The organism is Colwellia sp. F1 (assembly GCF_056238625.1).
Genome location: NZ_JBWDLI010000001.1, coordinates 135,320 through 156,571, shown reverse-complemented (window position 1 = coordinate 156,571; position 21,252 = coordinate 135,320). Strand labels below are relative to the sequence as shown.

Genomic DNA, 21,252 nt, shown 5'->3' with positions numbered 1-21,252 from the left:
AAATGTGGCGGTGAGATAGAGATTTGAACTCTAGAAGGGCTACAAACCCTTGCCGGTTTTCAAGACCGGTGCTTTCGACCACTCAGCCATCTCACCTGATATCCAAGCAAAAATTACATTTGCTTGAAGACGATGCGCATACTAAGTACTAATGGCCTATTTGTAAAGGATTAATTAGCACATTACATTAAAATTACTTAATAAAATCTAAGTGATTTTGATAGAAGTCACCTAGCAGTGGTACTTTTATCGTTTGTCCCTGTACAACATGGTAGAAAGCATATAACCAAACAAGGGCGACAATGATATTTAATACCCACCCAATAAGTGGCACTAAAAGTAATAAAGCCCCAGTAATAATTAATCCTAACGATTGGCGTAGATGAAAGGTAGTAAAACTTGATTTATGACTACCATGTAAAACTATAGCAGCTAGCCAGCCTACTAAAGTGATATAACCTAATATTGCGTAGCTTTTAGCTGTGGTGGACGCTTCATCGAGCGAGCAAGTACTGTAATCGTTTGTATGAGAGTTAACGCGTTGCTTAGATTCTTCCGTTGATTGATACTGCATAAATAGACACTCCGTCATTATTATATTAATCGGTTGTTTCTTCGCTAATATATATACAAATCACTATCAATGCCTGATGAAAACACACATCGAGGCAAACATACATTACCTTGTGTTTTACTCCCTAACACAACGATAACAACCCCAATATAGCGACAATTACGCTAGTTAACAATGATTCCATTATAACAATAAGGAATATTGAGGCTAATCAATTAAAAAGCCAAAGGAATTATTTTTTATTTATGCTTTATCAATGCTTATTCTTTTTATTGAGTAAAGCAGTGATTTTAATTATCAGGTTTTTCAGTGTTCTAATTTTTAACTCTTGCTCTGTCTTATGAAAGTCTTGATAGGTTAACTGCTCAAAAAGACAAGTAAATTCAATAAAATATTCTGCTATTTCAGGACGTTCCTGTGCAACAATTGTCGCGAACTCAGTGGCGGTCATATCCGAGGCTTTCACTAATCCTTTTTTTGAAAGTCGCTGTAGCATTTGTTGGTATAGCGTTAATTGTTTAGGGGTGTTATGAGCGTTTAAAAAATTTAAATCAACCTGATGAATAAAGAAAAACATTACTAGGATGCTAATAAAGGAAACCACAATACTTAAAGCTGCTTGCCAGTGGAAGTTTTGGCCAAACCACCGTGTTAACAAATGATACTGCTGTTGAGTAGAGTAACCTAATACCCAGCGTGTCCATTGGTAATCAAGCGCATCAAATTGCAACCTTAACTGGTTAAGCCAAGCAATACTTTTTATTTGAGATAAGCCTAACAAATCATTACTTAACGTAGCTTGTTGGTTTAATAAAGAGGTTGACCAACCACTATTAACGCGCTGAGGGTCAACTGCGGCGGTAGGATCTACTCTTTGCCAGCCAACACCTGCTAACCATATTTCAGACCAGGCGTGTGCGTCGTATTGATATACACTTAAATGACCGCCCTGCTTGTTAGTTTGGCTATTTATATCATTATATTCACCCCCTAAGTACCCAGTAACCAAACGCGCAGGAATACCGGCAGCGCGCATTAAGTAGGTGTAGGCGCTAGCATAATGCTCACAAAACCCCGCTTTGGTGGTAAAGAAGAATTGATCTAAACTATTATTTGTTAATAATGGAGCCTGTAAGGTATAAACATAAGCTTGCTCTCGAAACATAGATAAAACAGCTTGCGATCTATCAATAGGGCTGGGATATTTTTTTTGTAAAAATAACCCCAGTTCTTCTAACTTTGGGTTGCTACCGTGAACAATGGCCAAGTTCGCTTGCTTTCTTGTTGGGGATATTGTGAAGTCGCGGGGTGCTTGTAAGTAGCTTGTTACTTGGTATTGAACCGCTTTCCTCTGTACCGCTCGGCTTTGTATTGTATAATCTTCCATTAAACGCAATTTAGGATCATCACTGCTTGCTACAGTTAAACCAAATAACCAAAACTGATAATTAGGCTCAACAATCACATTATAAGAAAGACTAGTACCTGAGGTAAATGGTGTAAAAGCGTTTTCTGTTGTGATGGATTTATCTTTATTTTTCGCCCGACGCCACTTGCGGCCATCATAATTTTCTAAGGTCATTGCACGCCAATAAAGTGAAGAATATGGCGGTATTGTCTCGCTGTTAAAATCGACTCTAAAGGCTAGTTTATTAGATAATGCTAAGTTGGCGATATCACCAGGACGCACTTCATCAGCAAGGCCTGTTTCAGCTGATTTAGCATGAGGCACTTGCCAAAAAGGTGATAACCGTGGGAAGAACACAAATAAGACTATGGCAAGTAAGGCGCTTTGTATTAACAGTGTTGATACAGTTTTACTTAACTTGAGCAGTGACTTTTGGGGAGTAAAGAGTTGTAATAAAACAATAAAATTTAAGACCAAGGCCAATGCAATAAAAAGTGAAAAAGCCAAGTTTTGTTTAAAAACTAAGGCAGACGCTAATAAAAATAAGCCAAGCAACACTAGTTGGTAGAAGTCTTTTCGTTGTTTAATTTCAAAGGTTTTAAGCACATAAGCAAAACTTAATAAGTGCACCATACTGATTAACATTCCATGGGCACTTGCGGTAAGTGCGATAGCAATACAACCACTGACGGCAATAAGCGTTAATAGAGCTGGAGAGAACTGTGTTGTGTTTTTAATTGTTTTTACAGTTAGGTTTTGCTTTAATGTACCGGTAGCGGGTGTTGGTTTGTTATTTTGACAATACATATAAGCCTGCCAAGATAAACACAAAGCGAGTATAGCTAACATCCACAAACTCATTTCTGCTGCTAAACTTGCGATATTTATAAGCTGGCAAAACCATAATAACCAAGTGCTGCGGTAACTTAAGGCAAAGCTTGGGTAGTGATGAGACTTAGTGCTGTTATAGGGTAAAGTCATCTTAGGCAAACTCAGCTAAGGCGGTTAAACACTTTTGTTGATGTTGAAAACCAGAGCTTGGTGCTATGGATGTTACTAGCGCATTGTTGGTGGTTGAACAATCTAACAGCAAACCAAAATCATGGCCACTGCTACTCAATTCCAAAACTAAATAGCATAGGTAACTTAAGTTGGTTTCTCGGCTTTTACTTGGCATATCACTTAATTTTAACCAAGTTAAGCTACCTTGTTGCCCCTGATAATGTTTACTGAGTTTTCCTTGCCCACGGGCCAATTGTTTCCAGGCTATTTTGCTAATTGACTCACCATCAACGTGTTTTTCTAAAGCTATAAAATCTTCTACACCTGCTGCGGTAACCGTATTGCTATTTACACTGTCTTTCAAACAATCAAGTCTAGATAAATAATTATGGTGTGAGCTCAGCTTTTTAGCTTCAGGGTAAACAATGAGTTGATGAGAGAAGTCTAACTTTGCCTTGGTAATAAAAAGACCTAATGGGTATTCACTAAAAACGGTTACGCGCCCGAGCTCATAAACTCCTCGTTTTACCGCCCAATAAGGGATGGTGGTTTGTGTGTTACCCACAGTGCATTGCTTAACACAGGATACTTGCCTAGAGCTTGCTGTTGTAGAGTTAGATGCTGGCTGGGTAAAGCGAAAATTCAGATCATAATGTACTTTTTTAGCTGCAATACTTAAGGGGAAACTGGCCTGTTGGTTAGCGAAAGCCCATTGTTTTGCTGGGGAGGAAAATGTTAGCTTTGAAAAGTTATAAAAGCTATGCATCATTACAGTAATAAACAAACTCGCCAATAAATAACATACCAGTAATATTGTATTATTTTGATAATTAGTCCCAAGTAAAAATAATACAATAATAAATAGCAGGTAAGCAAAACCGAATTTGGATGGCATAATAAAAATATTTCGGTTTGATAATTGATGGCTAAAACTACTCGGTACACGCTTACTAAGCCAGCGATCGAATTGTTTATTAACAAAAGCTTTCATTGTTTTTCCAAAATTAGCAGTTAATTCGTTGGCTTAGTACAGCTAAACCGGCAACTACTCATTATGTTTAAGTATTAATACGCGCGCTCTAATGGGTTTAGTATATTCACTAAGCTCAGTATTTGTTTGCTTATGCTAAAGGTTGTCGCTTGAGTTTGCGTATTTTGCGTTAACCTGTGTTCACAGACAGAAGGGAAAACTGCTTTAATGTCGTCAGGTAGTAAGTAGTCTCTGTTATCAATAAACGCCCATGCTTTAGCTGCTGCTAATATGGCTTTTCCTGCGCGAGGAGATAAAGGATTACAAGCTATATCGGCTGGTAAGCGATTGCTGCCGGCTAAAGCAGCGGTGCCTCTACTGACATGGCAAAGCGCAATAATGTAGTCAATGATGTTTTCAGATGCATGTACTTGTTGCACTGCTGTCTGCATTGCCATTAATGTGTCAAGCGTTGTGAGTTGCGCTATCGGATTATTTTTTTGGGTTGCGAGTAGGATATTTTTTTCTGCCTCTATAGGAGGAAACCCCAATGATATTCGCATCATAAAGCGGTCAAGTTGTGATTCAGGTAAAGGATATGTGCCAGAATGAAATAAAGGGTTTTGGGTTGCTATAACAAAAAATGGTTTGGGTAATTGATAGGTTACCCCGTCAATACTAACTTGGCTCTCTTCCATAGCTTCAAGTAAAGCACTTTGTGTCTTTGGGCTTGCACGGTTTATTTCATCGGCTAACACAACTTGATTAAACACCGCCCCTTTGTGTAGCTCAAACGCTTGGCTTTTAGTATTAAAAATAGATATTCCAACAATGTCGGCCGGCAGTAAATCGCTGGTAAATTGCGTGCGTTGATAACTTAAGTTGACTGTTTTAGCTAAAGTTTGTGCGAGGGTTGTTTTACCCATGCCAGGTAAATCTTCTATTAATAAGTGCCCTTGCGCCAGTAAACAAGTCAAGGCTAAGCGGCACTCATTGGGTTTACCTAACACAACCTTTTCAATAGATTTTAAAATGGTCTGAGTATTTTGTTGTAATGAGGCTAGTTTTGCTGGTGACAAGGTGTCTGACATAAAAAAGTCTACTTAAATGATTAATTTCAGTAGACTTTGTAGCATATTTTTATATTGTTTAATAGCGTAAGCTCATTTAGCTACTTGCTTGTATCGATTAAAGGTAAAACTGCATATAGCTAGACGGATTGTCTCGCAATTACAGCTTCACTTAATTGAGCCAACAAGGTTTCAGTGTCGCTCCAACCAATACAGGCGTCGGTAATGCTTTGTCCGTAAACTTCTGCTTTACCATTAATGAGTTTCTGGTTGCCTTCAACTAAGTGGCTCTCAACCATCACTCCAAAAATATTTTTATTGCCTTGGCTAATTTGCTCACTCACATCCGTTGACACAAGCATTTGGTTTTCAAATTTCTTGTTAGAGTTAGCGTGACTAAAATCAATCATTATTTTAGTATTTAAACCAGACTCAGCTAATTGTTCTGTGACTTCTTGAACACTTTGTGCGTCATAATTTGTACTTTTATTACCGCCACGTAAAATAATATGACAATCACTATTACCTGTAGTTTCAACAATGGCGGCATGGCCAAATTTTGTAACAGATAAAAAATGATGTGAAGCTGCTGCTGAGCCAATTGCATCTATCGCGATCCTAATTGTGCCGTCAGTGCCATTTTTAAAGCCCACGGGACATGAAAGCCCAGATGATAATTCACGGTGTACTTGTGACTCAGTGGTACGGGCACCAATAGCGCCCCAACACATGAAGTCTGCCATATATTGCGGGGTGATCATGTCTAAGAATTCACCTGCAGTAGGTAAGCCTAATTCATTAATATCTAGTAATAATTTTCTGCCAATGCGTAGGCCGTCATTGAGTTTAAAGCTGTTATCCATATAAGGGTCATTAATTAAGCCTTTCCAACCAACGGTGGTACGCGGTTTTTCAAAATAAACGCGCATTACTATTTCTAAGCTGTCTTTATATTTTTCTCGTAACGCTACTAAACGTTGCGCGTATTCAAATGCTGCTTTAGGATCATGAATTGAACAAGGCCCAATAATAACGAGTAAGCGCTCGTCTTTACCATTTAATATATTGTGAATAGCCACTCGCCCAGAAACAACTGACTTAATTGATTTCTCTGACGCTGGAAATCGTTCCAGTAATGCAACAGGAGGTAATAAGTCTTTAATTTTATTGATGCGCACATCGTCAGTTTGATACATGATTTTTTTCTCTTTACTTTGTTCTGTCAATTACTCTAACAGGTTAATTCAATGTTATTTACGTCTAGACATCTAAACAGCTCATAAAATGTTAATTTAACAGCCTTGCGTAACTAATACCAGTATATTCCAATGAATAAAATGATAAAAGTTAGCTTAAGACTGTATTATAAAAAATAGCTGAGTAAAAAATAACAGTACAAATACCCTAATGCAATAATGCTCTGTGACGTTTGATTTTTATGGCTAACTTGATAAAATTATGGTGTTAAACAATAAAATCAGTAAAACACCCTTGATAGCTGTTTTATAAGGTATTAACTACTCAGGTATACACTTATCTTGCAGGCTAGAAACTTACTGGTTATTTTATTTCACAGGCTTCTTTAAATAAAGAATGTAAATAACCATTACCAATCAAGGAATATTGTATGAGCACTCCCCATATTGCTGCAAACTTAGGCGACTTCGCAAAAACTGTACTAATGCCAGGTGACCCGCTACGCGCTAAATTTATCGCAGAAAACTTTTTAGAAGGTGCCCAGTGTGTGACTAGCGTACGTAATATGCTCGGTTACACTGGTACGTATAAAGGCAAAGCCATTTCTGTGATGGGTTCAGGCATGGGTGTCCCTTCTGTTTCTATTTATGCTACTGAGTTATATTCAAATTTTGGTGTAGAAAACATTATTCGCATTGGCTCTTGTGGCGCAGTACGTGATGATATTAACATTCGTGATATTGTTATTGGCATGGGCGCAAGTACCGACTCAAATGTTAATCGCCAGCGTTTTAATCAATATGATTTTGCTGCCCTCGCAGACTTTTCACTTTTACACCAAGTGGTGAATACCGCTCAACGGTTAAACACCAAGGTGCATGTCGGCAATATATTTACAGCTGATTTATTCTATACACCCCAACCTGACATGTTTGCCTTAATGGAAAAGCACGGAATTTTAGCTGTAGAAATGGAAGCGGCTGGTTTGTATGGTGTTGCGGCTGAGTTAGGTAAAAAAGCCCTAACGGTATTAACGGTGTCCGATCACATTAAAACGGGTGAACAAACTACTGCTGACGAACGTGAAAGCACTTTTAAAGAAATGATGGCATTAACACTAGAAAGTATTTTATAAGGTATTTTCTGGTAAAATTGCAAAACCGCTTAGGGTCAGCTCTATCGTAAGCGGTTTTAACTTAACAGTATTTTAGCCGTGTCTATTATTTGTTGAGATAACTTTTTATTCACGCCTTTTACAAGCACCCAGCTATGCCAATAAAGGGTTTTAACCAGCTCCTTGTCTGGACATAAGTTAACTAATTCGCCAGTGGCTAGTTCCTTTTTAATTTGCAGATAGGGTACTAAGCAGTACGCGACCCCTTGCTTTGCTAATGCGACAAATGCCTCTGCTGAGCGAACGGTATGACAATAATATTCACTGGCTGCTAAACTAAAATTTTCTGCGATATAACATGCATGCATAGCATCTTTATGATCATAACTAATGGCGGGTGCCATTTTTAATGACGACTGAGTCACACCCTGTTTAAAATACTTTTCTTTAAATCCCTTTGAAGAAACAAGACAATAATTCATTGTTCCAAGTTCAAATGAACGATAGCCCTTTAGTGGCTTTTTAATGATACTCACTGCGCCTATTGCCTCGCCCGAGCGTAATTTATCTAGGGTTCGCTCCTCTGATTCAATTAATAAATTCAATTCAATTAAGTTTTCTTGTAACACCGGCGTTAAGGCTTTTAAAAACCAAGTGGCAATACTGTCAGCATTTACCGCCAATGCAATTTTCATGGGTTTAATGGCCTTACTCGACATTAATTCCGGTAAAAGTTCATGTTCTAATTGTTTCACTTTTTTAAAGTGGCTTAACAGCTGTTCTCCTACTGTAGTTAATGCGATAGGCTGACTGCGTATCAGTACTGGCTGGCCAATATTCTCTTCAAGTAATTTAATACGTTGTGAAATAGCCGACTGAGAAATAAATAGTTGTGCTGCTGCTAAGTCAAAACTTTGCGTTTCTATAATAGCTGCGAGTGCAGCCAAGAGTTTATAATCCATATTAGCTTTTCTTATGACAAATAAATTATATTAATTATATTAATTAAGTAGATAAGTTCAAACTCTTATTTTTTTAAACCACATAAAGAAAACAACTTAAGGAACCCAAATGTTTATCTTGGCTGCAATCAAAGGATTTACACTGACATTAAGCATGATAATCCCAATAGGAAGTCAAAATTCTATGCTGATCTCTCAAGGCATTAATAGAAATCACCACATAATGACAGCTGGGTTATTTATACTCTATGATGCTTTAATGATCACCTTGGGTGTTTTAGGGGGGAGTTTAATTTTATCGGCCAATGCATTGTTATTTACACTACTCACCTGGGGTGGAATTATATTTTTACTAGGCTATGGGGCTCTGTCGTTTAAGCAAGCGTTTGAAGGGGTAAAGTCAGGCAATAACAGTGTTAGCGTAAATAAATCATTAAAACTTGTTATTTTAACAAGTTTACTTGTTACTTTTTTAAATCCACATGCTTACATTGATACTGTGATGGTTATTGGTAGTGTAGGTGGACAATATGCAGGGCAAGAGAAAGTATATTTTCTTATTGGCGCTATTACCGGCTCTATCGTTTGGTTTTCTACATTAGCATTAACCGCCGCAAAACTTTCAGTACAATTAAGTCGACCAAAAGTTAAGCGTGTCATTGATTGTTTCATTGGTGCGGTTATGTGGTTTATTGCTTGGTCATTATTTATGACTTGGTCCTTGAAGTAATTCAGTTAAAAAGCTTGTACCGTAGTCCATGGGCGCTACTTTAAATAGTGCTGCCAATGTTTGTCCTAAATCAGCGAAACTGGTGCGCTTACCTAAGTTTATTGAAGGCATTGAATGTTGATAGCTAAGCAGTGGTACATACTCACGGGTATGATCACTACCAGGCCAAGTAGGGTCACAGCCATGGTCTGCGGTTAAAAATAAAATATCATCATCCCTCATGTGCTGATAAATTTGCGGTAAACGTTGATCAAAGCTTTCTAAAGCTTGCGCATAACCGATAGGATCACGGCGATGACCAAAGTCCTGATCAAAATTGACAAGATTCGTAAAAATAAGGCTATTATCTTTTGCAGATTTAAGGTGTGCAATGGTGGTATCGATTAATGCGTCAATACCATTGGCTTTAGACGCTTGTGTAATACCTTGATGCGCAAAAATATCGGCAATTTTACCAACACTGATCACATCCCCACCTGCATTTGCTATTTTCTCTAGCACCGTGGTGGCAGGAGGTAACACGGAATAATCACGTCTATTCCCTGTGCGAGAAAAGTTATTTGTTTCACCAACAAAAGGCCTAGCGATAACACGTCCAATATTTAAATCACTGTTGGATAAGAGCTCACGCACTTGTTCACAGTATTGATACAACTTAGCTAAGCCAAAATGCTCTTCATGAGCGGCCACTTGAAAAACACTGTCAGCTGAGGTGTAACAAATGGGTAACCCCGTTTCAATATGCGCTTGACCTAATGCATTAATGATTGTTGTACCAGAAGCATGACAATTGCCTAATACTCCGTCTATTCCTGTTTTTTCACTAATAGCCGTTAGCAGTGTTGGCGAAAATGACGCTTGCTCATCAGCGAAGTAAGTCCAGTCAAAAAGTACGGGAACCCCAGCCATTTCCCAGTGTCCACTTGGGGTATCTTTACCAGTACTAATTTCAGACATATAACCATAGGCACCTTTGTTAGGTTGATGGTAAAAATCATGTAAACTCAGTTTTTCATTTATTAAGCTTTGCTCAAAATCGAGCCAAATATCTTCACTGCTGGCTTGTTTACTTAGTGCGTGTAACCCCAATGCTCCAAGGTTTGGTAAGTGTATCACCCTATTTTTTTCTGTAAAATACGCTTTAGCAATATTAATGAAGGTGTTAGCCCCAACATCACCAAAGTTTATTGCATCGTCAGCATAACCAACACCAAAACTATCCAGTACTAAAACTATTGCCCTTGCCATTGTATTTCTACCCTTTATTAAAACATGACCACTTAGTCAGCTTGTGTTAATTTAAAGCTTTTAATATAATTATCCAAGTTAACTTTCCAAGTTTTTCTCGTTTATTTATTGTGTTATCTGCTCTATCTATTACGTGCCTAGTGCGTTTTGCTTAGATATTAGTAACTTATATTAAACTAAATTAATTTTTTATGGTGCTAATAGCCAGATCTTTACGGACATACCAATGATAAAATCAAATAAAACCACTGTTATCGCGATTGCAGGCGCTTCGGCATCAGGAAAATCTCTGTTTTCAAAAACTATTTTTCAAGAACTGTTACCTGAGCTTGGTGCTGATGGCATCACTATTATTAAAGAAGATGCTTATTATCGAGATCAGTCTGATTTAACCTTTGATGAGCGGACCAAAACCAATTACGACCACCCTAATGCTTTTGAACATGAATTGCTAAGCGCCCATTTAACTTCATTAATCAATCAACAACCAATTAACTGTCCTGTCTACTGTTATAAAACCCATACACGTACTCAAGATACCATTGAAATTAAACCCACTAAAATTATTTTGGTTGAAGGTATTTTATTGCTTTCCCACCCCCAACTTCGTGATTGTTTTGATATCAAGGTTTACATGGATACACCGCTTGATATCTGTTTAATTAGACGTATAAAGCGTGACACACAAGAACGCGAGCGTAGCTTAGAGTCAATCACTAACCAATACATAACCACAGTACGTCCTATGTATTATCAATTTATTGAGCCATCGAAAGCATGGGCTGATCTTGTTATTACCCGCGGCGGTAAAAATAGAATGGCGATTGAAGTATTAAAAGCTAACATTCGCCAATTATCACTGTAAAGTATCACTATCAAAACAATTAATAAAACAACTTGGGGTTATTATGGATTTAACAGTATTGCGCAGCTTACTTGGTATTGGGGTATTACTTCTAATCGCGCTATTTTTTTCTACGCAACGAAAATCTATTAACTTACGTACCGTTGGCTGGGCTTTTGCTTTACAAGTTGGCTTAGGCGCATTAGTGTTATACATACCGTTTGGTAAAGAAGTTCTAACCTCAATATCTAGCGGGGTTCAGCAAGTAATAGATAGCGCTAATGTAGGCATTGCATTTTTATTTGGGGGTTTAGGTACCGATGCAATGTTTGCTAATGGGGTTGGTTTTGTTTTTGCTGTTCGTGTGCTGCCCGTCATTATCTTTTTTTCTTCGTTAATTGCCGTCTTATATTACCTTGGCATAATGCAATGGGTAGTTAAAATCATTGGTGGTGCGTTACAAAAACTATTAAAAACGAGTAAGCCGGAATCTTTATCGGCTACAGCAAATATTTTTGTTGGCCAAACAGAGGCCCCTTTAGTGATTCGTCCATACATTGCGAACATGACACAGTCAGAGCTATTTGCCATTATGGTCGGTGGTTTAGCCTCGGTTGCAGGCTCAGTTTTAGTTGGATATGCCGGTTTAGGTATTGAGTTAAAATACTTAATAGCCGCTTCTTTTATGGCAGCTCCGGGCGGGTTGTTAATGGCTAAAATTATGGTCCCTGAAACCGAACATGAGAAAATAACGCAAGAAAAACTCATAATAGAAGATGACGCTGATAAACCCGTCAATGTAATAGACGCTGCAGCTTCTGGCGCGGCATCTGGTTTAAAATTGGCGGTTAATGTTGGCGCAATGTTGCTTGCCTTTATTGCAATTATTGCCCTATTAAACTTACTTGTGGGCGGCACCGCTAATTTATTAGGCTTTGAAGGCATCACCATAGAATGGATATTAGGGTATTTATTTGCGCCTATTGCTTATATTGTGGGTGTTCCTAGTAGCGAGATGCTACAAGCTGGCAGTTTTATTGGTCAAAAAATTGTTGTGAATGAGTTTTTTGCCTATGTTAATTTTGTTGAGGTTAAAAATAGTTTAAGTGTTTCTACGCAAGCAATTATCACGTTCGCTTTATGTGGCTTTGCTAATTTATCTTCTATCGCGATTTTACTAGGTGGTATAGGCTCTATGGCACCCAATAGAAGACCAGACATCGCAAAACTAGGCTTAAAAGCTATGTTGGCTGCCACATTAGCCAACTTAATGAGCGCAGCAATTGCTGGTTTATTTCTATCTTTATAATAGTAATGCTTATTTTAACTTATTTATTCCGCTTAATGTTACATAACCAACGTTGAAAAACTAATGAACACAATTAAAAACAACAAGCAAGTAAACACGCACCAAACAACGGCAAAACAAGCTATCAGTTTAATGGACTTAACTAGTTTAACTGACCAAGAAACACCCACTGATATTAAAGCGCTATGCCATCAGGCCATGTCACCGGTAGGAAATACTGCTGCTATTTGTATTTTTCCGCGTTTTATCCCTTTGGCTAAAAAATATTTGTTAGCGCAAGGCTCGCCCGACATAAAAATAGCCACTGTCACCAATTTCCCGCACGGTGATGACGATATTGATATTGCTTTGGCTGAAACCAGAGCTGCTGTTGCTTATGGTGCAGATGAAATAGATGTTGTTTTTCCTTATAAAGCCTTAATTAGTGGCAATACTACTCTTGGGGCGGCATTAGTGAGCGCGTGTAAAAAAGCCTGCCCTCACAACGTATTATTAAAAGTTATTATTGAAACGGGTGAGTTAAAAACACCCGAGCTTATTAGGTTAGCCAGTGAGATTGCCATTGCTGCCGGTGCAGACTTTATTAAAACGTCAACCGGTAAAGTTGCAACAAATGCCACACCAGAAGCCGCTAAAGTGATGCTTGAAGTCATTAAATCAACAAATAATGCCAATAGAAATACAGGTTTTAAAGCCGCGGGAGGTGTTAGAGATGTAGTTGATGCCCAAGTTTATTTAACACTCGCCAAACAAATCTTAGGTGACAACTGGCCGACAAGACAACATTTTAGATTTGGTGCAAGTAGTTTACTAAGTAACTTGTTACTATCGCTTGGGGTTAATAAAACAAGTGACAGTAAAGCAAACAATTCTCTGTCTGGTCCTTCACAACTTTATTGATGGCGAGGGCTAAATAATGGCACAACTTTACTTTTACTATTCATCTATGAATGCCGGTAAATCAACGCATTTATTGTAGTCATCATATAACTACAATGAACGTGGGTTAAAAACCGTTTTGTATACAGCACAAATTGATGATCGGTATGCAAAAGGCAAAATATCATCGCGTTTAGGCATTAATGCTGATGCCTATCTCTTCACACAAGAGACTAATTTGTTAGAAGAAATTCAAGCAATGCAAGCTAATACAAATATTGCCTGTTTATTAATTGATGAAGCGCAGTTTCTCTCTAAGGCACAAGTTAAACAGCTTACAGATATTGTTGATAACTTAAATATTCCTGTTTTAGCCTATGGAATTCGTACTGACTTTTTAGGACAAACTTTCACTGGTAGTGCAGCTTTACTTGCTTGGGCAGACAAGTTGATAGAGTTAAAAACCATTTGCCATTGTGGTCGTAAAGCAAACTTTGTGATTCGCTTTAACAGTGACGGTAAAGCAGCAACCGGTGGCGAGCAAGTAGAGGTTGGTGGCAACGAGCGCTACCAGGCATTATGCCGACACCATTTTAAAACATTGGTGCCACTAACCTAAACTTCTCACCCGCTCTAATTATTGCACGCTAACCCTACCACAACAGTAACACGTAACCAAAATACATTAGTGAACAGCTGAAAATACAATAATAACCTAATGATTTAAAAGCTATTTAAGTAAAGCATGGCCTTCTGGTAATTGTTTGGCAATCCACAAAGCTAATTTATGTTTCATGTTGGGTTGGTCTTCGTTATCAACAGCGAGCGGCTGTATTAACTTATCATTCACTAATAAACGGTAAAGACTTTCTACTTTATCTTTTGCTGAGTTGGTTGCGGCGAAGCTTTTATAACCTCTATTCACCGCATATTTCTCACCAATCACTAAAGCTTTTTTTAATAGCTCGGCTTCATTTTTTAATTTTTTCATTTGATCAATTCTTTAAGATACGCTGAACTCAAAGATGCTTGAAAAAGTAAGCCAAGTCAATGAAGTATTAGACTAAATAATGTATCAATCTGTTATATTATTATGTGATTGATACCACAGCATAAAGACAGATGCAAAATTGCACTTGTACTTTATCTTCTTGCCCAGTAGTGAATATCTTGCGCGGTTAAAAAGGCTTCCGCATTACTGCCTTGTAATAATGCTAACGTTGCTAGCATTCCAGCTTGAATACATTGTGGCGCAATAACCGTTATTGACCGAGGTGCTTTACTTATGGGCCAACCTGTTTTGGCGTTTAAAATATGACCGTAACGGATACCATTTTTAATAAAAAACCTTTTTGCATCACCACTTGTTGCCAGTGCACCTGTTTTAAGGGAGATCACCATATCTGCACGCTTATTAACGTTACAATTGTTTGTACTGTCATTATCGTGACTATCAATATTGGGGTGCTCAATAGCTACTTGCCATGGGGCATTATTCAGGCGTGGCCCTGTTACGGCTAAATCGCCACCTAAGTTAACCAATACGGGTTTATTGGTTAATTGTTTAGCTAAAATAATGGCGCGATCCACGGCATATTCTTTACCTAAACCACCAAAATCAATCTCCATGCCTTGGGCTAATGTTATTTGTTGGTGATCAAACTTAATCTTAGGCCACCCGACTTTTGCTAAGGCAACATTGATATGAGCTGTTGATGGAAATATGCAATTTTTACTGCTATTACCGGGGAAAGTCCAAACTTGCCTTAGTACGCCTGAGGTGATATCAAACAAACCATCACTTAAGTGATAACACTGCTGTGCAAACAACAACAGTTGATAACTTTCTTCGTCAATTGCAACGGCTTTGCCAGCATTACGATTAATTACACTGCAGAGGCTATTTTGCTTATAGCGACTATATTTATCTTCAATACGCCAGACCTCTGTGGTAACAATAGTAGCGAGTTTCAGTGCTAATGCCTTACTGGTAGACTGCAGTATAATTTCACAAGGACTCGCCATCGCATTAAAATAAATGCTATAACTGTCTTGGTTTGCGACTAATTCAATTGCGCTATGATTTTTCACACTTCACACCATTGTTCATGGATAAGTTATTACGTTTATTACTTTGACAAAACGCTTGAAATTGCTAAAAAGCATAATTTAACTGCGCAATAATCGCGTTTATACTCGGGTAAAGATCAACTTGGCTCAATACCCCTATCGACTCAAATCCCGCGTTAGTGGGGGTTTGACGATAATACTCTAACCGTACTGATAACTCATCTCCTCCATTGACCAACCTACCGTATTTAATGCCGACGGTGACAGCAGTCATTTCTCCAATACGATAATCAGCACTGGCAAAGTGAGGGGTTGATTTACCCGCAATTAAATAAGGTTGGTAAAAGTCAGCTGCGCTTTGTTGATATACTCTGACGTGCGGTTGTAAGTAACTTTCTTTACCAAGGCTGTCTGAAAGCGGGATCTTAAAGCGTGAGTCTATAGTATGGGAGTTAATGTGCCAATCATCCCACATGTATCGATAAGAGATATCTAAAATGGTGCTTTCAAAGTGATAAAGCGATTGTGTATAAATACTTTGTTTTACGCGTTTATTGGGACGCGCTTCATAAAGATAGTCTTGTGTCTCCCCAGTATTATTTACTGCTGATAATATTTTAAAAGGATCCGTTAAATAACCGTGAACTGTAGAATAAGAATAATTCAATTGCATTAACATTCTACGATTAATAACTTGCGTAACCCCCAGTAAAATGTCGGTCGTTGTTTTATACTCTTTTTTAGCCCTTCGTGTTTTTGCAAATTCATCATGCCAGCTTGCCTTGCTGCTATCACCCATTAGCATGGATGAAAAAGCATGGGGAACCCCGCCTTCGGGAGTTAATGTATCTTTAAAGTAACTAAAACCTGCCGAAATTGTTGTGTTCTTTCGATCGAAATCTAGGGCAATGTTGCCATTAATGCCTAAAGATAAGTAATCATATTCTTTAGAGAGGTGCACACCTCCACTAGCGGTATAGTCGGGATAAATGGGTTGTGTCCACTGAGCATTCACCTGAACACGCGTGTCTTTAAACGTATCATCAAGAGGTGTTTTTGCTATCGGTACTTCATATTGGCCGTTACCGGAGGGCCGGGTAAAGGTTTGCACGGTTGGCTGTGCTACTGCGCCATTAGCAGATGCCCCTGTGAGCGAATCTATGGTTAATTTAAGGTTTAATACCTCATCTGTATCAAAGGTTTTTTGTGCACTAATAATAGCTTCGCCAGCACTAACACGATCGGCTTCACTGTAAAACAAAATAGCACTGTCAAACTGCCATTCATCCGGCTCAAAGTCAAATAGGGTGGCGTCAGCATCAGTGCTATGCCCTGTCCCTAGTAAAGCAGCTGTGGCAAGTGTTAATGCTGCCTTGATATTTGTTTTGTCGATATTGTTAACCATTTCATTTTTCATTGTTATAGTAAAAGGAATTACACCGTACTGCGTATAAATGGTTGTTAGTTACAACCACAGCCACCACCACCAAAACCTTTACCACCACTTGACGCCTCTTTACTAAAATAAATATGATCATCAAGCGCAGCGTCAATGGGGTTAGCATTTAACGACATTTCTTTTTTTGCTAATAAATCACGCTCCCATGGCTCTACGCCTAAGCTTATATTTGCGCAGCCTGATATTGTGCCTAGTAATATAGTAACTAAGCTAACGTTTTTAGTTTTAGCTATAAGTAGTGGTAATATGGGTCGCTTTAACATCGTTATTCACGCTCTTTGTCAGTTAATAGTAACGCTATTTCTTGTTCATACTCTGGAATTTTTTTAATAAAAAAACCGGTATGGCGTGATTTAATTTTACCATCCCGACCAACTAGCATACTACTTGGCATGCCTTGAATTTTAAAATGCCTGGCAATTTTACCTTTAGGATCATAAATAACTGGAAAAGTGGCTGGTATTTCTAGTAAAAACTTTTCTGCTAAGGCTTTATTTGCATCTAAATTAATACTAATAACACTAAAACCTTGCGCTTGATATTTACTTTGTATCGCATTCATCCAAGGAAATGACTTACGACAAGGGACACACCATGACGCCCAAAAATCGAGATAAACAACCTTCCCCTTATGGGCAAGTAACGCTTGCTCTAACATAACTTGGCTGGTGGCTGTCACCTGTGTATCGCTTTGCGCCACTGCATGTTTTGTTACAGCAAACTGAATAATCAATAATAGACAAGGGAGTAAAACAGCAAGCTTGACTAATTTTTTATATTGTAATGGCATGTTCAAAAAACACCTACTTTAAAGCAACTTATCAAAGACTTATTAAAGCATAACCTCACTTTATTTTCTTGGTTATTTATCCTATTTATTGCCACGGATTTGCAGCTAAATATTAACATAACTTTAACAGCAGCAACTTGTACTGACAATAAATACACGCACATTAATTAAAATTGCGTTTTTTTACCTGTTTTTGTTGCTTTTTGCTGTCAAACTGGCAAAGTGTCACCTGCTAATTAGTGTAACTGCACTAATTACTCACAATTCGACTTAACAATAATTAAAGGAGTAGCGCTTCAATGTGTTCGATCTTTGGTATATTAGATATAAAAACAGGTGCTGATGCACTTCGTCCTCAAGCTTTAGAATGTTCTCGCCTATTACGTCACCGCGGACCAGATTGGTCAGGTATTTACAGTAATGACCATGCAATATTAGTACACGAACGCTTATCCATTGTAGACACTGAGCATGGCGCTCAACCTTTGTATAACAACGATAAAACCAATGTTTTAGCCGTTAATGGTGAAATATATAACCATAAAGCGCTTGCTGATAACTTAACTGTTAATTACGAATTTCAAACAGCCTCTGACTGTGAAGTGATTTTACCCTTATATGAAGAATTTGGTACTAACTTTGTTGACAAATTACAAGGTATGTTCGCTTTTTGTTTATATAATTCAAAAGACAACAGCTATTTAATTGCACGTGACCATATTGGTATTATTCCTTTATATACAGGGTATGATGCTGAAGGCAATTTTTATGTTGCTTCAGAAATGAAAGCATTAATGCCTATTTGTAAAACCGTAGCAGAATTTCCTCCAGGGCATATTTTAGATAGCCGTGTTGGTGAGTTACAGCGCTACTACAAACGTAACTGGCAAGATTACGCTGCAATTAAAGATAACACGACAAGCCGCATTAAAATTCGTGAAGCATTAGAAGAGTCTGTTAAAAGCCATCTAATGACTGATGTACCCTACGGTGTATTATTATCGGGCGGTTTAGACTCTTCATTAATTTCTGCCATTACGCAAAAATTTGCTGCTCGAAGAATAGAAGATAACGATTTAGCAGAAGCTTGGTGGCCAAAGGTTCATTCTTTTGCTTGTGGTTTAGAAGGCTCTCCTGATTTAGTCGCTGCGCAAACAGTTGCTGACAGTATTGGCACCACACACCACAGTGTTATTTTTACTGAGCAAGAAGGTATTGACGCACTTAAAGAAGTTATTTATCACCTAGAAACCTATGACGTTACCACTATCAGAGCTTCAACGCCGATGTACTTAATGGCGCGTAAAATTAAAGCCATGGGTATTAAAATGGTACTTTCTGGTGAGGGTGCTGATGAAATTTTTGGTGGTTACTTATACTTCCATAAGGCGCCAAACGCGAAAGAGTTCCATGAAGAGTTACTACGTAAGCTTGATAGATTACATAAATTTGACTGTTTACGTGCTAACAAATCAATGTCTGCTTGGGGTATTGAAGCACGCGTGCCGTTTTTAGATAAAAACTTTATGGATGTTGCTATGCGCATTAATCCTGAAGATAAAATGTGTGGTAACGGTAAAATGGAAAAAGCTGTGTTACGTGAAGCTTTTGAAGGCTATTTACCAAAAGAAATTCTCTGGCGTCAAAAAGAACAGTTTTCTGATGGTGTAGGTTATTCGTGGATTGACGGCTTAAAAGCCCATGTTGAAACACTAGTAACAGATCAACAACTTGAGAATGCTCACATTAGATTTCCAGTCAATACTCCTGATAACAAAGAAGGTTATTACTACCGTACTATTTTTGAAGAGAAGTTCCCACTTACTAGCGCAGCAGATTGTGTGATTGGTGGTAAATCTGTTGCCTGTAGTACACAAGAAGCGTTAGCTTGGGATGAAAGTTTTAGCAGTAACGCTGATCCATCAGGCCGCGCAGTGTTAAGTGTTCATAACGAAAGTTATTAATACTTAAGTTATAAACGCTTACTAAAACAAGTTCAACCTAGCTTAGCTATCGCTTAGCGTAACTGAGTAAGACTGATCAAATTTATCGATCTGGTTAGTCTACTTAGTCAGGTTGACTATTTATCTCTTTCTCTGCAGCTAAGCGCTGATTTTTATTAGCTAATTTAGCCAATCACAACCTGATTTCGACCATTTTCTTTGGCAAGATAAAGTAATTTGTCTGCATTACTTATCTGTAAATCTAGTTTATTATGATGAGTTGAATGACTTATTGATGCTCCCATACTAAAAGTTATAGCCCAAGTGATAGCTGGGTTGTCTAGTTTAATATCAATACAGTAGTGAGAGAAATTATTTTGTAAACGAGTGAATATGTCTTTAATATCAGACTCACTCGTTGTATTAAACACAAATAACCATTCTTCGCCCCCATAACGGCCAAAATAATCAACCTCGCTAGCGAATAAAACAGCTGTACCATTTATTTCTGCTTACTTCAGGCCATTGATAATGCTTTTGATCAGCGGTGGTCCTTGATAGATAAAGCCAGTATACACCTGTACTAAACTTGCGCCTGCGGCAAGCTTTTCATTGGCATCCTCACTTGACGCAATGCCCCCCACCCCAATAATAGGAAGTTTGTTCCCGAGTGCTTTTGCTAAAGTGCGTATAAGCGCAGTACTTTTATCTTTTACTGGTGTTCCACTTAAACCGCCCTGCTCATTGCCGTGTTCTAGTTGCTCAACACCTTCACGCGACAAGGTAGTATTGGTTGCAATAACGCCATCAATGTTATTATCGATAAGGCTTTTTGCAATTGAATGAACTTCTTCTTCGGTTAAGTCTGGTGCTATTTTCACGGTAATAGGAACATATTTTCCGTACTGCGCAGCTAAAACTGCTTGCTCTGCTTTTAGTGACGACAAAAGCGCATTTAATGCATCCCCATATTGTAATGCCCGTAAACCCGGCGTATTGGGTGAAGAGATATTCACCGTAATATAAGTGGCGAAGTCATATACTTTTCGCATGCAATGAATATAGTCGTCTTTGGCATTTTCTTCAGGGGTATCTTTATTCTTACCAATATTAATACCCAATACACCCTTAAATTTGGCAGCACGTACTTGTGATACTAAATAGTCGACTCCCTTATTATTGAAGCCCATACGGTTAATAATAGCGTTTGCTTGAGGCAACCTAAAAATGCGAGGTTTGTCATTTCCTGGTTGTGGTCGTGGTGTTACTGTGCCAACTTCAACAAAACCAAATCCCATAGCGGCGAACGCGTCAATACATTCACCATTTTTGTCTAAACCAGCTGCTAAGCCTACTGGGTTCGGGAATTTTATCCCCATAATTTTAACAGGGCTTTTAGTGACGTGTTGCTTGTAAAAGACATTCAAAGGCGTTGAGCCGGTATTTTTCAAGCCTTTAATTGTCATTTCATGAATAGTTTCAGCGTCAAATTGGAATAACACTTTACGAAGAGCAGGATAAAACATAAAACCTCTAATTAGTTACGCGCAGGAGCTGAATTAAAAATCCCCGCTTGACTTAAATAAGTTAGGCGGGGATTTTATCAGCTTACGCAGTTTTATACATTGCTTTTAGCGGTAAAAGTAACTTTCTTTCGTTAAATTTGGCTAAAGCGACTCTGTT

General features: G+C 38.2%; 20 protein-coding genes, 1 tRNA gene and 1 pseudogene. 7 read left to right on the top strand and 15 right to left on the bottom strand.

Features of this window, described 5'->3' with window-relative positions; genetic code table 11:
- Positions 1 to 5 precede the first annotated feature (5 nt).
- From AC0UA9_RS00760 to aroG, 6 genes are all read right to left on the bottom strand, one after another.
- Positions 6 to 96 (bottom strand) — tRNA-Ser (locus tag AC0UA9_RS00760).
- 97 nt (positions 97 to 193) lie between these two features.
- Positions 194 to 574, bottom strand: coding sequence for a DUF4870 domain-containing protein (locus tag AC0UA9_RS00755; protein ID WP_475655791.1), 381 nt, complete (start codon positions 572 to 574; stop codon positions 194 to 196).
- Between the two features lie 253 nt (positions 575 to 827).
- Positions 828 to 2,963, bottom strand: coding sequence for a transglutaminase TgpA family protein (locus AC0UA9_RS00750; protein WP_475655790.1), 2,136 nt, complete (start codon positions 2,961 to 2,963; stop codon positions 828 to 830).
- Between the two features lies 1 nt (position 2,964).
- Positions 2,965 to 3,975 carry a DUF58 domain-containing protein gene (locus AC0UA9_RS00745; protein ID WP_475655789.1) on the bottom strand — a complete coding sequence of 337 codons (1,011 nt, stop codon included), beginning with the start codon at positions 3,973 to 3,975 and terminating at the stop codon, positions 2,965 to 2,967.
- Positions 3,976 to 4,049: 74 nt separating this feature from the next.
- Positions 4,050 to 5,045: an AAA family ATPase gene (locus AC0UA9_RS00740; protein ID WP_475655788.1), complete on the bottom strand. Its 996-nt coding sequence runs from the start codon at positions 5,043 to 5,045 to the stop codon at positions 4,050 to 4,052.
- Between the two features lie 119 nt (positions 5,046 to 5,164).
- The gene (gene aroG, locus AC0UA9_RS00735) at positions 5,165 to 6,223 is read right to left on the bottom strand and encodes a 3-deoxy-7-phosphoheptulonate synthase AroG (protein ID WP_475656157.1); all 1,059 of its coding nucleotides are present in this window, start codon (positions 6,221 to 6,223) and stop codon (positions 5,165 to 5,167) included.
- A 428-nt stretch (positions 6,224 to 6,651) separates the two neighbouring features.
- Between aroG and deoD the strand changes: the two genes are divergently transcribed.
- Positions 6,652 to 7,356: a purine-nucleoside phosphorylase gene (gene deoD / locus AC0UA9_RS00730; protein WP_475655787.1), complete on the top strand. Its 705-nt coding sequence runs from the start codon at positions 6,652 to 6,654 to the stop codon at positions 7,354 to 7,356.
- A 56-nt stretch (positions 7,357 to 7,412) separates the two neighbouring features.
- Here deoD and AC0UA9_RS00725 read toward each other — a convergent pair whose 3' ends face one another.
- Positions 7,413 to 8,297, bottom strand: coding sequence for a LysR family transcriptional regulator ArgP (locus AC0UA9_RS00725; protein ID WP_475655786.1), 885 nt, complete (start codon positions 8,295 to 8,297; stop codon positions 7,413 to 7,415).
- A 184-nt stretch (positions 8,298 to 8,481) separates the two neighbouring features.
- Between AC0UA9_RS00725 and AC0UA9_RS00720 the strand changes: the two genes are divergently transcribed.
- A complete protein-coding gene (locus tag AC0UA9_RS00720) occupies positions 8,482 to 9,027 on the top strand; it encodes a LysE/ArgO family amino acid transporter (RefSeq protein WP_475655785.1) in 546 nt (181 codons plus the stop codon).
- On the opposite strand, the gene AC0UA9_RS00715 is transcribed toward AC0UA9_RS00720, so the two are convergent.
- Positions 9,001 to 10,275 carry a phosphopentomutase gene (locus tag AC0UA9_RS00715; protein ID WP_475655784.1) on the bottom strand — a complete coding sequence of 425 codons (1,275 nt, stop codon included), beginning with the start codon at positions 10,273 to 10,275 and terminating at the stop codon, positions 9,001 to 9,003. The genes AC0UA9_RS00720 and AC0UA9_RS00715 overlap by 27 nt on opposite strands.
- 226 nt (positions 10,276 to 10,501) lie before the next feature.
- On the opposite strand from AC0UA9_RS00715, the gene udk reads away from it, so the two are divergent.
- The 4 genes and pseudogenes from udk (at position 10,502) to AC0UA9_RS00695 (ending at position 13,926) form a co-directional block, all read left to right on the top strand.
- Complete coding sequence (gene udk, locus AC0UA9_RS00710) at positions 10,502 to 11,140, top strand: uridine kinase (RefSeq protein WP_475655783.1); 639 nt, start codon at positions 10,502 to 10,504, stop codon at positions 11,138 to 11,140.
- Positions 11,141 to 11,183: 43 nt separating this feature from the next.
- Positions 11,184 to 12,428: a NupC/NupG family nucleoside CNT transporter gene (locus AC0UA9_RS00705; protein WP_475655782.1), complete on the top strand. Its 1,245-nt coding sequence runs from the start codon at positions 11,184 to 11,186 to the stop codon at positions 12,426 to 12,428.
- Positions 12,429 to 12,491: 63 nt separating this feature from the next.
- Positions 12,492 to 13,328 carry a deoxyribose-phosphate aldolase gene (deoC, locus tag AC0UA9_RS00700; protein ID WP_475655781.1) on the top strand — a complete coding sequence of 279 codons (837 nt, stop codon included), beginning with the start codon at positions 12,492 to 12,494 and terminating at the stop codon, positions 13,326 to 13,328.
- Positions 13,329 to 13,344: 16 nt separating this feature from the next.
- Positions 13,345 to 13,926: pseudogene (locus AC0UA9_RS00695) on the top strand (thymidine kinase).
- A 111-nt stretch (positions 13,927 to 14,037) separates the two neighbouring features.
- Here the strand turns inward: AC0UA9_RS00695 and AC0UA9_RS00690 are convergent.
- The 5 genes from AC0UA9_RS00690 to AC0UA9_RS00670 form a co-directional block, all read right to left on the bottom strand.
- Complete coding sequence (locus AC0UA9_RS00690) at positions 14,038 to 14,298, bottom strand: DUF5062 family protein (RefSeq protein ID WP_475655780.1); 261 nt, start codon at positions 14,296 to 14,298, stop codon at positions 14,038 to 14,040.
- A 152-nt stretch (positions 14,299 to 14,450) separates the two neighbouring features.
- The gene (locus AC0UA9_RS00685; protein WP_475655779.1) at positions 14,451 to 15,398 is read right to left on the bottom strand and encodes an FAD:protein FMN transferase; all 948 of its coding nucleotides are present in this window, start codon (positions 15,396 to 15,398) and stop codon (positions 14,451 to 14,453) included.
- Positions 15,399 to 15,462: 64 nt separating this feature from the next.
- Positions 15,463 to 16,782 (bottom strand): DUF3570 domain-containing protein, encoded by a 1,320-nt coding sequence (locus AC0UA9_RS00680; protein WP_475655778.1) that lies wholly within the window; start codon positions 16,780 to 16,782, stop codon positions 15,463 to 15,465.
- Between the two features lie 56 nt (positions 16,783 to 16,838).
- A complete protein-coding gene (locus AC0UA9_RS00675) occupies positions 16,839 to 17,099 on the bottom strand; it encodes a DUF4266 domain-containing protein (RefSeq protein WP_475655777.1) in 261 nt (86 codons plus the stop codon).
- Positions 17,100 to 17,101: 2 nt separating this feature from the next.
- The gene (locus tag AC0UA9_RS00670; RefSeq protein WP_475655776.1) at positions 17,102 to 17,626 is read right to left on the bottom strand and encodes a TlpA disulfide reductase family protein; all 525 of its coding nucleotides are present in this window, start codon (positions 17,624 to 17,626) and stop codon (positions 17,102 to 17,104) included.
- Between the two features lie 299 nt (positions 17,627 to 17,925).
- Between AC0UA9_RS00670 and asnB the strand changes: the two genes are divergently transcribed.
- Positions 17,926 to 19,590, top strand: coding sequence for an asparagine synthase B (asnB, locus tag AC0UA9_RS00665; RefSeq protein ID WP_475655775.1), 1,665 nt, complete (start codon positions 17,926 to 17,928; stop codon positions 19,588 to 19,590).
- 164 nt (positions 19,591 to 19,754) lie between these two features.
- Here asnB and AC0UA9_RS00660 read toward each other — a convergent pair whose 3' ends face one another.
- Both AC0UA9_RS00660 and pyrD read right to left on the bottom strand, forming a co-directional pair.
- The gene (locus tag AC0UA9_RS00660) at positions 19,755 to 20,075 is read right to left on the bottom strand and encodes a diguanylate cyclase (RefSeq protein WP_475656154.1); all 321 of its coding nucleotides are present in this window, start codon (positions 20,073 to 20,075) and stop codon (positions 19,755 to 19,757) included.
- Between the two features lie 6 nt (positions 20,076 to 20,081).
- On the bottom strand, positions 20,082 to 21,095 hold the full coding sequence (gene pyrD, locus AC0UA9_RS00655; protein WP_475655774.1) for a quinone-dependent dihydroorotate dehydrogenase: 1,014 nt from the start codon (positions 21,093 to 21,095) through the stop codon (positions 20,082 to 20,084).
- Positions 21,096 to 21,252 lie beyond the last annotated feature (157 nt).